Origin of the sequence: Enterobacter sp. CPE_E1241 (assembly GCF_045618265.1) — a bacterium.
Lineage (GTDB): Bacteria > Pseudomonadota > Gammaproteobacteria > Enterobacterales > Enterobacteriaceae > Enterobacter > Enterobacter adelaidei.
Genome location: NZ_JBIWYV010000001.1, coordinates 163,797 through 175,379, shown reverse-complemented (window position 1 = coordinate 175,379; position 11,583 = coordinate 163,797). Strand labels below are relative to the sequence as shown.

Below are 11,583 nucleotides of genomic sequence, written 5' to 3'. Positions count from 1 at the left end.
CCTCACCCCAGCCCTCTCCCACAGGGAGAGGGAGCAACACAAGAGAATCAAAGATGAGTGAAAAAGAGCCCTTCTGGCTGGGTATCGATTGTGGCGGTACTTATCTGAAAGCCGGTTTATACACCCGTCAGGGAAAAGAGGTCTGTATTGAGCGCCGTTCGGTTGCCACTCTCAGCCCACGTCCTGGCTATGCTGAGCGGGATATGCACCAGCTCTGGCAGCACTGCCACACGACCGTCGCACTGCTGCTCAAAAATGCCAGGGTCGATGGCGAGCAGATCAAAGGTGTCGGTATTTCGGCTCAGGGCAAAGGGCTGTTTCTGCTTGATAAACAGGATCAACCGCTGGGAAACGCCATGCTCTCTTCTGACCGTCGGGCACTGGAGATTGTGCAGCGCTGGCAGCAGGACGGCATTCCCGAAAAACTGTACCCGCATACTCGCCAGACGCTATGGACCGGGCATCCGACTTCGCTCCTGCGCTGGGTTAAAGAGAACGAACCACAGCGGTATCAGCAGATTGGCTGCGTGATGATGGCGCACGACTACCTGCGCTGGTGTCTGACGGGGGAAAAAGGCTGCGAAGAGAGCAATATCTCGGAGTCCAATCTCTACAACATGAGCACTGCTCAGTACGATCCACAGCTCACACGCTGGCTTGATATCAGCGAAATTGACGGTGCACTACCGCCGATTGTCGGCTCCGCAGAAATTTGCGGGGAAATCACCGCTCAGGCAGCCTCGCTTACCGGTCTGGCGGCGGGTACTCCCGTCGTTGGCGGGCTGTTTGATGTGGTTTCCACCGCGATCTGCGCCGGACTCCATGATGACAACACGCTTAACGCGGTGATGGGAACCTGGGCCGTGACCAGCGGGATCGCCAACGGCATTCGCGATAACGAACCCTTTCCTTATGTGTATGGCCGCTATGTGCACCCGCAGCAGTACATCGTGCACGAAGCCAGCCCGACCTCATCCGGCAACCTGGAGTGGCTGACAGCGCAATGGGGTGACGTCTCGTTCAGTGAGATTAACGATGCCGTTGCCAGCTTACCGAAGGCAGAAAGCGATGTGTTTTTCCTGCCGTTCCTCTATGGGAGCAACGCTGGTCTGGAGATGACCAGCGGCTTTTACGGAATGCAGGCACTCCACTCCCGGGCCCATCTGTTGCAGGCGGTTTATGAGGGCGTGGTCTTTAGCCACATGACCCACCTGAACCGCATGCTGGAACGCTTTACACACGTGACGTCGCTGCGCGTCACGGGTGGCCCCACTCATTCAGACGTGTGGATGCAAATGCTGGCAGATGTCAGCGGTCTGGCAATAGAACTACCGCAGGTGGAAGAGACCGGTTGCTCCGGTGCGGCGCTGGCAGCACTTGTCGGTACGGGCATCTATACCGATTTCCACGCCGCTCAGCGTGCCCTGCGACACGACACCAGGGTCATTGAACCCGATATGCGCGCCCATGCTGCCTACCAGCGCAAATATCACCGCTACCAGTTACTGATTACCGCACTACAGGGCTATCACGCCCGTGTTAAGGAGTTCGACCTATGAGCCGTCCATTACTTCAACTGGCGCTCGACCATACCTCACTTCAGGCCGCACAGCGCGATGTCGCTTTGCTTGCGGATCACGTTGATATCGTCGAGGCGGGCACCATTCTGTGTCTGACCGAGGGTTTACAGGCCGTGCGTGCCCTTCGTGAACAGTGCCCGGACAAAATCATCGTGGCGGACTGGAAAGTAGCCGACGCTGGAGAAACGCTGGCAGAACAGGCGTTCGGTGCAGGCGCGAACTGGATGACCATCATCTGCGCGGCACCGCTGGCGACCGTTAAAAAAGGCCATGACGTCGCTCAACGCTGCGGCGGCGAAATCCAGATGGAGCTGTTTGGTAACTGGACGCTGGAAGATGCACGCGCATGGCACCACATCGGGGTGAAACAGGCCATCTATCACCGCGGGCGCGACGCGCAGGCGAGTGGTCAGCAGTGGGGCGAAGCGGATCTCGCGAAAATGAAAGCACTCTCCGACATCGGTTTACAGCTTTCGATTACCGGCGGGATCACTCCTGCCGACCTGCCGCTGTTTAAGCAGATAAACGTCAAAGCCTTTATTGCCGGCCGCGCGCTGGCTGGTGCTGAAAAGCCACCGCAGGTGGCACAGGCATTCCATTCACAAATCCGCGACATCTGGGGAGAGTAACCATGCGTCAGCATCCGTTAGGTATTTACGAAAAAGCGCTGTCGAAAGATCTCACCTGGCCGGAACGTCTGGTGCTGGCGAAAAGCTGCGGGTTTGATTTTGTCGAAATGTCGGTTGATGAAACTGACGAACGTTTGTCACGTCTTGAGTGGAGCACCACGCAGCGTGCATCGCTGGTTGAAGCCATGCTGGAAACCGGCGTGTCGATTCCATCCATGTGCTTATCTGCCCACCGTCGTTTCCCGTTTGGCAGCCGCGATGAAGCCGTGCGCGAGCGCGCCCGCGAAATCATGACCAAAGCCATCAGGCTGGCGCGTGATTTAGGTATCCGCACCATTCAGCTTGCTGGCTATGACGTTTACTACGAAGAACACGACGAGGGCACCCAGCAGCGCTTCGCAGAAGGGCTGGCGTGGGCGGTGGAACAAGCCGCTGCGGCACAGGTGATGCTGGCAGTGGAGATCATGGATACCGCCTTTATGAACTCGATCAGCAAATGGAAAAAGTGGGACAACATGCTCGCTTCACCGTGGTTTAGCGTTTACCCGGATGTCGGCAACCTGAGCGCGTGGGGCAACGATGTCACCGCAGAGCTGACGTTGGGCATTGACCGTATTGCCGCAATCCACCTGAAAGATACCCAACCCGTCACTGAAAACAGCCCGGGACAGTTCCGCGATGTGCCGTTTGGCGAAGGCTGCGTTGATTTTGTCGGCGTGTTTAACACGCTGAACCAACTGAACTATCGCGGCGCGTTTCTGATTGAAATGTGGACTGAAAAAGCAAAAGAGCCCGTACTGGAAATCATCCAGGCACGTCGCTGGATTGAAGCCCGTATGCAGGAAGGAGGCATGACATGTTAGAACAACTCAAAGCTGAAGTACTGGCAGCAAACCTGGCGCTTCCCGCCCACCAGCTGGTGACATTTACCTGGGGCAACGTCAGCGCGGTCGATCGCGAAAGCGGGCTAATGGTGATCAAACCCTCCGGCGTAGAGTATGACGTGATGACCGCAAACGACATGGTGGTGGTTGATCTTGCCACGGGTGCGGTAGTCGAAGGCAGCAAAAAGCCCTCCTCCGACACGCCAACGCATCTTGCATTGTATCGCCGTTACCCTGAGATTGGCGGCATCGTCCATACGCATTCCCGCCACGCCACTATCTGGTCGCAGGCGGGGCTGGATTTACCAGCCTGGGGCACCACGCATGCCGACTACTTTTATGGCGCGATCCCCTGCACACGGCTGATGACCACGGCTGAAATAGCCGGGGAATACGAATATCAGACGGGGGAAGTGATCATCAAAACCTTCGAGGAGCGCGACTTAAACCCGATGCAAATTCCGGCAGTGCTGGTCCATTCTCACGGTCCGTTCGCCTGGGGAAAAAATGCGGCCGATGCAGTACACAACGCGGTGGTGCTGGAAGAGTGCGCCTGTATGGGCCTGTTTTCACGTCAGCTGGCACCGCAGCTACCGGTGATGCAACAGGAGTTACTGGATAAGCACTATCTGCGCAAGCACGGGGCGAATGCCTATTACGGGCAGTAGTCACCCGGAATTGATGTGCTCCTTACAGTACCGCCGTTTCCAGACGGCGGGTGTTAAGCCCGTGTGTTTGGTAAATATCTGCCGGAAATAGCCCACGTCATTAAACCCGCAGCGGGTTGCCACTTCGGTGAGCGATGCAGAGCCATCCAGCAACAGCTTTTCCGCCGCCCTGACGCGCTGGCGATGTATCGCCTCCGTCAGGGTTAAATGAAAAGTGCGACGAAACACGCGCCCCAGATAATCGGCATTACAGTGCAACTCTCTGGCGAGCTTCGAAGTAGAGAGAGGTAAATGAAATTGTGTGCGAATAAGCTGTTTCGCCTTCCACGCCATTGCGGCTCCAGCCTCATCCATTTTGTCCTCATACCCCGAAGAGAGCGAAACTTGCTGCAAAATCAGGAGTAAAAGGAGCTCCAGCGCCATACTGCGCTGTAATTTTTCCTGCTCACTCAGAAACTGACGGAACAGAGAAATGACATATTGCGCATCCCTGACGCTGCAATGCTGTTCTATTGCCAGAGAGGGGGAGCTCTGCCCTGTGTTTTCCACTTCGAAGTGCAGCCAGTAGAATTTGAGCTCTGCCGGGAAAGCCTCCACACCAACGTGCCGCCGATCCGGCCAAAGCAATAAACTCTCTCCAGCCTTCACCTCAAAAAGGGTATTTTCCTCCAGGATCGTTAACGTCCCTTTTTCGACAAAAATAATTTCCCACGACGCCAGCTTTCGCGCCGGATGACGGCCCACTCCCCGGGAAATAAATAACCCGCCATTTTGTACCTTAATCGGAAGCGCTATGGATAATTCAAGCATCGGTATTCACTATCCCGCTTTTATCGTCATGGAAATTGAGTTTATCCATTGATTATTAATAAATATTAATATCCCTTCCCGATCCAACTCACATTTTTAGCATCAGGTCGGAATTGTCATCTTTTTATACTTTTCCCTTCCCTTGTTGGCCTTGTCGTTCGGTGCAGAATAAATGGGGTACTTGCATAAATACGATAAAAATCGATTACCGAGGAGTTACCTCATGACTTCCACACCGATTACAGAATCTGACGTTGTACAACCGGCAATAGATGACCGCCTTTCAGTTCGCGAAAAAATAGGCTACGGCCTGGGTGACGCGGGCGGCACGGTCATTACCTGTCTTATCATGAACTTTCTCACCTTTTTCTATACCGATATCTTTGGTCTGACGCCCGCCCTTGTTGGCACGCTGTTTATTGCATTACGCGTGTTTGATGCCATCTCCGACCCGGTAATGGGCGTGATTGCTGACCGCACGCAAAGCCGGTGGGGACGTTTTCGCCCCTGGCAGCTGTGGGTCGCGTTCCCGATTGGGATCATCGCCGTACTGACCTTCACCGTCCCGGAAGCCAGCATGGGAGTAAAAATTACCTGGGCGTTCGGTACCTATTTACTGTTATCCGTAGGCTATACCGCCATCAACGTGCCCTACTGTGCGCTGATCAACACCATGACAACCCGACACAACGAGGTGATCTCCTGCCAGTCATGGCGTTTTGTGCTGTGCGGCGTTGCCGGATTTTTAGTGTCTGTTGGTCTGCCGTGGCTGGTATCCGTATTAGGCCAGGGTAATGCCGCGAAGGGTTATCAGCTTGGCGTGGGCGTGCTGTGCACCGTCGCCGTGGTGATGTTCCTGTGCTGCTTTTTCTGGGTACGTGAGCGTGTCCCGCTGGCACTGATGGGTAAATTCACTCTGCGCGAGCACCTGGCCGGCCTGCGTAAAAACGACCAACTGCTGTTAATGCTGGTGATGTCCTTCCTGCTGATCAACGTTTTTAACATCCGCGGCAGCGGGTACATGTATTTCATCACCTACGTGCTTCAGGGCAGCACCGCCTACACCTCGCTGTTTTTTACCATGGTGACCTTTGCGGCCATTCTTGGGGCGGTGATCGTTAACCCGCTGTCCCGCCGTTTTGATACGGTCAAACTTTACTATTACACCAACCTGGTGCTGGCCGTGCTCGCGGCGGGAATGTGGTTCCTGCCCGGCGGACCAAATTACCAGACGCTCTGGCTGATTGTGATCCTGAGCAACGGCGTCATCCTGGGTTTTACGCTGCCGCTGCACTTCTCGTTGATGGCCTTCGCCGACGACTACGGCGAATGGAAAAACGGCGTGCGCTCGTCGGGCATGAACTTCGCCTTTAACCTGTTTTTCATCAAGCTCGCATGGGCTTCCAGCGCCGGGATCATCAGCCTGGTGTTTATCGCCGTAGCCTATCAACCTGGTGCCGGTAACCAGACGCCGGCATCTCTGCAAGGTATCACCGCCATGGAGACATTACTCCCTGCTCTTTTCCACCTGCTGCTGGCTGTCTCAATTCGCTGGTGCAGACTCAACAATCCAATGATGTCGCGCATTGCCACCGACCTGCGCCAGCGTCACGTACAGTCCTGAGGAGAACAAGATGTCCATAATGGAAGCCGACCTGCATAAACTGAAAATTAACGACCCGTTTCTCGGGCAATATCAACGGCTGGTACGCGATGTGGTGATCCCCTACCAGTGGGATGCGCTGAACGATCGCGTGACGGAAGCCGAACCCAGCCACGCCATCACCAACTTCCGTATTGCGGCGGGTCTGGAGAAAGGCGAATTCTACGGCATGGTGTTTCAGGACAGTGACGTAGCAAAATGGCTGGAAGCCGTAGCGTGGTCCCTGTGTCAGAAGCCTGACTCAGACCTGGAAAAAACTGCTGATGAGGTAATTGAGCTGGTTGCGGCGGCACAATGCGAAGACGGTTATCTCAACACCTATTTCACGGTGAAAGCCCCTGAAGCGCGCTGGACGAATCTGGCTGAATGCCACGAGCTGTATTGTGCCGGACACATGATTGAGGCTGGCGTGGCATATTTTCAGGGAACCGGAAAACGCCGTCTGCTGGAGGTGGTGTGCAAACTGGCCGATCACATCGACAGCGTGTTTGGCCCCGGCGAGAACCAGCTACACGGTTATCCGGGTCACCCGGAAATAGAGCTGGCGCTGATGCGGTTGTACGACATCACGCAGGAGCCACGCTACCTGGCACTGGTGAAATATTTCATCGAACAACGCGGTGTCCAGCCTCACTTCTATGATATCGAATACGAGAAGCGCGGCAGAACATCATACTGGAACACCTACGGGCCCGCCTGGATGGTCAAGGACAAAGCCTACAGCCAGGCGCATCAGCCACTTGCTGAACAACAAATGGCCATCGGCCACGCGGTGCGTTTTGTCTACCTGATGGCGGGCATGGCGCATCTGGCGCGCCTGAGTCATGACGAAGGAAAACGCCAGGACTGCCTGCGGCTGTGGAACAACATGGCCCAGCGCCAGCTGTACATTACCGGCGGGATTGGGTCGCAAAGCAGCGGGGAAGCCTTTAGCAGCGATTACGATCTGCCCAACGATACGGTATATGCCGAAAGCTGCGCCTCCATCGGTCTGATGATGTTTGCCCGCCGGATGCTGGAAATGGAGGCCGACGGTCACTACGCCGACGTGATGGAGCGCGCGCTATATAACACGGTACTCGGCGGCATGGCGCTGGACGGTAAGCACTTCTTCTATGTAAACCCGCTGGAAGTACATCCGAAAACCCTGACGTTCAACCATATCTACGATCACGTGAAACCCGTCCGCCAGCGCTGGTTTGGCTGCGCCTGTTGCCCGCCGAATATCGCCCGCGTACTGACGTCGCTGGGGCATTACATTTATACCGTTCGCCAGGATGCGCTTTTTATTAATCTCTACGTCGGCAACGATGTCATCATTCCGGTTGGCGATGAAACCCTGGCGCTGCGGATTAGCGGTAACTACCCGTGGCATGAACAGGTAAAAATCGAAATTACCTCACCTGTTCCCGTCACGCATACGCTAGCCCTGCGGCTGCCGGACTGGTGCGCGGCGCCTGGCGTATCGTTGAACGGTGAAGACACTACAGGAGAAATTTCACGGGGATATCTCTACTTGACCCGAAACTGGCAAGAAGGAGATGTCGTCACGCTGACGCTACCGATGCCCGTTCGCCGGGTGTATGGGAACCCGCAGGTACGCCAGCAGGCAGGGAAAGTCGCGCTACAGCGCGGACCGCTGGTTTACTGCCTGGAAGAAGCGGATAACGGTGCCAATCTGCATAACCTTTCCTTGCCGCAAGACAGCGAGTTCCGGGTCTTTGAAGGGAAAGGGATTTTCGCGCACAAGATGCTGATACAGGCAGAGGGGATTGGCTGTCACGTGAAGGACAAGGATGCGCTGTGGCAGTATGACCGCTCGCCGGTACAACGTCAGCCCCAGACGCTGACCTTTATTCCCTGGTTTAGTTGGGCTAACCGGGGAGAAGGAGAAATGCGGATTTGGGTGGATGAAGGCTGAATTTCTGCGGCCTGTTGCCCTCACCCCAACCCTCTCCCACGGGAGAGGGATGAAAGAGGCTTTACCGCATCAGAAACGCCAGGTCAGGCCGGTCATCAGCGCGAAGCTGTCGTCACGGTCGATCATCGGGCTGTTCTTCACGTCATCAGGTAACACGGTATAAACCGCACTGGCGTTAAGGAACAGTTTCTGGGTTAACTGATATTTAGCCGCCAGACCAACGTATGGCGTCCAGCTGTCACCTGCGGTGTATTCGTCCAGGCCTGAGCGACGAGACTCACTGCCGGATACACCGTAGTAGTAGTCGTTATAGCTCTCATCGCTATAGAAAATACCGACAGATGGCGTCAGAGTCAGGCGTTCCATACGGATTGGATGGAAGTAGGATACCTCACCGATCACACCGCCGCTTTCATCCGTGGCATCACCAGAGACCGCCACTTTCAGCGAACCCCAGTTTTCATGGCGGTAGTATGCGCCACCGAGGAAGGCAGAGGCTTTTCGCTCATCAAGCTTTTTCATCTGATGGTCGTCGTTGTCATCAGGATCAAAATGGAGCGGCATCCAGGATGCGGTCAGGCTGAATTCATTTTTGGCATCTTTCCACAGGATCCACCCTCCTGTGGTCTGGCGCACATAGAAACGATCGCTTTCGTAGCTAATTAACGGTACTGCCGTTGTATTTTCATTATATCCTTTGTAAGGAGACTCATTAAATACAGCCCCCGCTCCAAGTGAAAAGTCACCGGCCATTGCAGATGATGTTGCAAATAACGTGGCAGCGATGAGTAAATTGTATTTAATAGTCATTACATGTAATCCATTTAAACGCCAAACAAGCGAGGCGAATAATAATGGTTACAAATTTGTCAATGCAACGCTGCGCTTTATATAATATTATATATAAAATCATATAGATTGGTGTGCATGATGAGTAAATTACAACTAAAGCCACGCGAATTAAAAATTATATCCGTCATCGCAGCAACCCACAGTATTGGCGATGCCGCCGCCCTGCTGAGCATGGCGCAGGCCAACGTCAGTAAATATCTCTCTGATTTTGAAACACGGGTTGGACTTAAGGTTTTTGAGCGCACCACGCGCCAGCTGGCCCTGACCCAGTTCGGTGAAGCATTACTCCCTTACATTAACGCCTCGCTGGACAAAAACAGCCAACTTGTTAATTTCATTGCTGATTATAAGCACGAAAAACGTGGAAAAGTGACAATCTATGCCCCTACGGGCATTGTGACCTACCTCGCGCGACACGTGATCCACAAGATAGAGGACATCGGTGATATCCGCATCTCCCTGAAAACGTACAACCTGGATCGGAATGAATATTCAGAAGGTGTTTCCTTTCCTGATGACTGCGATATTTTAATCACCTATGCGCAACCGAAAGACGAAAGTCTGGTTGCGAGTGTTTTAACAAAATATTCGGTCACAGCATTTGCAACCAAAGAGTATTTAAATAAAAACCCCTTAACGGGACCTGAAGATTTAATTAACCACTCCTGTATTCTTATAGACTCCATGCTGGTTGATGATGCAAACATCTGGCGTTTCCGCGTGCATGGCAGCGATGAGATCCATGATTATAGAGTGACCGGGAACTATATTTGCGACAATACGCAGACGGCCCTGGAACTGGCAAGAAATAACCTTGGAATTGTTTTTGCTCCCAAAGAGAGCCTGAAAAAAGAATTAACACAGGGAATGTTGGTCCCTTGCTTCCCGCATCAGGAGGAGTGGTGGCTCGACCTGACGACCATATTCCGCAAGCGCGAATATCAACCCTGGCGTGTGCAATACGTCCTGGATGGCGTACTAAACTGCCTGCGCCAGCAAATTGCTCAGGCCGTCAATGGACGGCCTGAGCGGAGTGATTAGAACAGTCCCAAAGGTTTATCGGAATAACTGACCAGTAGACATTTTGTCTGCTGGTAATGCTCCAGCATCATCTTGTGCGTTTCACGCCCGATGCCCGATTGCTTATAACCACCAAATGCCGCATGCGCCGGATAGGCATGGTAGCAGTTAGTCCATACGCGCCCGGCCTGAATGCCTCTTCCCATTTTATAAGCCAGATTACCGTTGCGGCTCCAGACACCCGCCCCCAGGCCATACGGTGTGTCATTCGCAATTTCCAGTGCCTCCTCCATCGTTTTGAAGGTCGTCACTGCCAGCACCGGTCCGAAAATTTCCTCCTGGAAGACTCGCATATTGTTCTTACCGAACAGGATCGTCGGCTCAAGATAATACCCTTCCTGCAGATCCCCACCGAGCACTTTACGGCGGCCACCGGTCAGGATATCTGCCCCTTCTTTCTTGCCGATATCAATATAGTTGAGGATCGTTTCCAGTTGTCCATGAGAAACCTGCGCCCCCATCTGGGTGACACTATCAAGCGGGTTACCGCTGCGGATAGACTCCACACGACGGATCGCGCGCTCCATAAAGCGCTCGTAAATTGACTCCTGAACCAGCGCCCGGCTCGGGCAAGTGCACACTTCCCCCTGATTGAAGGCAAACAGAGCAAACCCTTCCAGGGCTTTATCGAAGAAGGCATCTTCTTCATCCATCACATCGGCAAAGAAAATATTCGGAGACTTACCGCCCAGTTCCAGCGTTACCGGAATGATGTTCTGCGTCGCGTACTGCATGATCTGCTGACCCACTTCCGTCGACCCGGTAAATGCCACCTTGGCGATACGTTTTGAGGTCGCCAGATATTCACCAATTTCACCTCCGGCACCGTTCACCACGTTGACCACCCCCGGTGGCAGCAGATCGCCAATCACTTCCATCAACAACAGGACCGACAGCGGGGTCAGGCGCGCCGGTTTGAGGACAATACAGTTCCCTGCTGCCAGCGCAGGTGCCATTTTCCAGCTCGCCATCAGCAGCGGGAAGTTCCACGGAATGATTTGCCCCACCACGCCCAAAGGTTCGTGGAAGTGATACGCCACGGTATCGCTGTCGACCTCACTGATTCCGCCTTCCTGAGCACGAATACAGGAAGCAAAATAGCGGAAGTGGTCAATGGCCAGCGGCACATCTGCCGCCATTGTTTCCCGGATAGGCTTGCCGTTATCCCAGGTTTCCGCCGTCGCCAGCAGCTCCAGATTTTGCTCCATCCGGTCGGCAATCTTGAACAATATGGCCGCACGGTCCTGGACGGAAGTATGGCCCCATTTATCTTTCGCTTTATGCGCCGCATCCAGCGCCAGATCGATATCACGCTTGCCGGAGCTGGCTATCTCACAAAGCGGCTGACCGGTGACGGGGGTCAGGTTGGAATAGTATTCGCCGTCGACGGGAGCCACCCAGGCACCGCCAATAAAGTTGTCATAACGGGGTTTCAGCTTGAGGGGAAAACCATACTCGCCAGGCTGGATACGCGATGAGGGAGGATTGTTTGTCAT

The 11,583-nt window shown here is 54.2% G+C and carries 10 protein-coding genes; 7 read left to right on the top strand and 3 right to left on the bottom strand.

From position 1 onward, the window contains the following. Nucleotides 1-53 precede the first annotated feature (53 nt). From ACJ9Y9_RS00820 to araD, 4 genes are read left to right on the top strand one after another with little or no spacing between them, the layout of a single operon-like run. Complete coding sequence (locus ACJ9Y9_RS00820; RefSeq protein WP_028018239.1) at nucleotides 54-1,559, top strand: FGGY-family carbohydrate kinase; 1,506 nt, start codon at nucleotides 54-56, stop codon at nucleotides 1,557-1,559. Beyond that, nucleotides 1,556-2,209 carry a 3-keto-L-gulonate-6-phosphate decarboxylase UlaD gene (gene ulaD, locus ACJ9Y9_RS00815; RefSeq protein WP_028018238.1) on the top strand — a complete coding sequence of 218 codons (654 nt, stop codon included), beginning with the start codon at nucleotides 1,556-1,558 and terminating at the stop codon, nucleotides 2,207-2,209. Before ACJ9Y9_RS00820 ends, ulaD begins: the two co-directional genes overlap by 4 nt. Nucleotides 2,210-2,211: 2 nt before the next feature. Further along, nucleotides 2,212-3,072, top strand: coding sequence for an L-ribulose-5-phosphate 3-epimerase (locus tag ACJ9Y9_RS00810; protein ID WP_028018237.1), 861 nt, complete (start codon nucleotides 2,212-2,214; stop codon nucleotides 3,070-3,072). Further along, complete coding sequence (gene araD / locus ACJ9Y9_RS00805; protein WP_028018236.1) at nucleotides 3,066-3,761, top strand: L-ribulose-5-phosphate 4-epimerase; 696 nt, start codon at nucleotides 3,066-3,068, stop codon at nucleotides 3,759-3,761. Before ACJ9Y9_RS00810 ends, araD begins: the two co-directional genes overlap by 7 nt. On the opposite strand, the gene ACJ9Y9_RS00800 is transcribed toward araD, so the two are convergent. Beyond that, on the bottom strand, nucleotides 3,762-4,571 hold the full coding sequence (locus ACJ9Y9_RS00800; protein WP_028018235.1) for an AraC family transcriptional regulator: 810 nt from the start codon (nucleotides 4,569-4,571) through the stop codon (nucleotides 3,762-3,764). It abuts the gene before it with no gap. A 223-nt stretch (nucleotides 4,572-4,794) separates the two neighbouring features. Between ACJ9Y9_RS00800 and ACJ9Y9_RS00795 the strand changes: the two genes are divergently transcribed. Next, nucleotides 4,795-6,195, top strand: a complete 1,401-nt coding sequence (locus ACJ9Y9_RS00795) for an MFS transporter (protein WP_028018234.1) — start codon at nucleotides 4,795-4,797, stop codon at nucleotides 6,193-6,195. Between the two features lie 10 nt (nucleotides 6,196-6,205). After that, on the top strand, nucleotides 6,206-8,155 hold the full coding sequence (locus tag ACJ9Y9_RS00790) for a glycoside hydrolase family 127 protein (RefSeq protein WP_028018233.1): 1,950 nt from the start codon (nucleotides 6,206-6,208) through the stop codon (nucleotides 8,153-8,155). Between the two features lie 69 nt (nucleotides 8,156-8,224). Here the strand turns inward: ACJ9Y9_RS00790 and ACJ9Y9_RS00785 are convergent, their stop codons facing one another. Continuing rightward, nucleotides 8,225-8,965, bottom strand: a complete 741-nt coding sequence (locus tag ACJ9Y9_RS00785) for a MipA/OmpV family protein (RefSeq protein ID WP_028018232.1) — start codon at nucleotides 8,963-8,965, stop codon at nucleotides 8,225-8,227. Between the two features lie 117 nt (nucleotides 8,966-9,082). Here ACJ9Y9_RS00785 and ACJ9Y9_RS00780 point away from each other — a divergent pair, with 117 nt between their 5' ends. Then, nucleotides 9,083-10,048, top strand: coding sequence for a LysR family transcriptional regulator (locus tag ACJ9Y9_RS00780; protein ID WP_072032716.1), 966 nt, complete (start codon nucleotides 9,083-9,085; stop codon nucleotides 10,046-10,048). On the opposite strand, the gene aldB is transcribed toward ACJ9Y9_RS00780, so the two are convergent. Further along, nucleotides 10,045-11,583 carry an aldehyde dehydrogenase AldB gene (gene aldB / locus ACJ9Y9_RS00775; RefSeq protein ID WP_028018230.1) on the bottom strand — a complete coding sequence of 513 codons (1,539 nt, stop codon included), beginning with the start codon at nucleotides 11,581-11,583 and terminating at the stop codon, nucleotides 10,045-10,047. The genes ACJ9Y9_RS00780 and aldB overlap by 4 nt on opposite strands.

Bases quoted from the DNA above. Each gene is read 5' to 3' on its own strand.
- ACJ9Y9_RS00800 (WP_028018235.1), bottom strand. From the start codon at position 4,571: ATGCTTGAATTATCCATAGCGCTTCCGATTAAGGTACAAAATGGCGGG.
- ACJ9Y9_RS00785 (WP_028018232.1), bottom strand. From the start codon at position 8,965: ATGACTATTAAATACAATTTACTCATCGCTGCCACGTTATTTGCAACA.
- aldB (WP_028018230.1), bottom strand. From the start codon at position 11,583: ATGACAAACAATCCTCCCTCATCGCGTATCCAGCCTGGCGAGTATGGT.
- ACJ9Y9_RS00820 (WP_028018239.1), top strand. From the start codon at position 54: ATGAGTGAAAAAGAGCCCTTCTGGCTGGGTATCGATTGTGGCGGTACT.
- ulaD (WP_028018238.1), top strand. From the start codon at position 1,556: ATGAGCCGTCCATTACTTCAACTGGCGCTCGACCATACCTCACTTCAG.
- ACJ9Y9_RS00810 (WP_028018237.1), top strand. From the start codon at position 2,212: ATGCGTCAGCATCCGTTAGGTATTTACGAAAAAGCGCTGTCGAAAGAT.
- araD (WP_028018236.1), top strand. From the start codon at position 3,066: ATGTTAGAACAACTCAAAGCTGAAGTACTGGCAGCAAACCTGGCGCTT.
- ACJ9Y9_RS00780 (WP_072032716.1), top strand. From the start codon at position 9,083: ATGATGAGTAAATTACAACTAAAGCCACGCGAATTAAAAATTATATCC.
- ACJ9Y9_RS00795 (WP_028018234.1), top strand. From the start codon at position 4,795: ATGACTTCCACACCGATTACAGAATCTGACGTTGTACAACCGGCAATA.
- ACJ9Y9_RS00790 (WP_028018233.1), top strand. From the start codon at position 6,206: ATGTCCATAATGGAAGCCGACCTGCATAAACTGAAAATTAACGACCCG.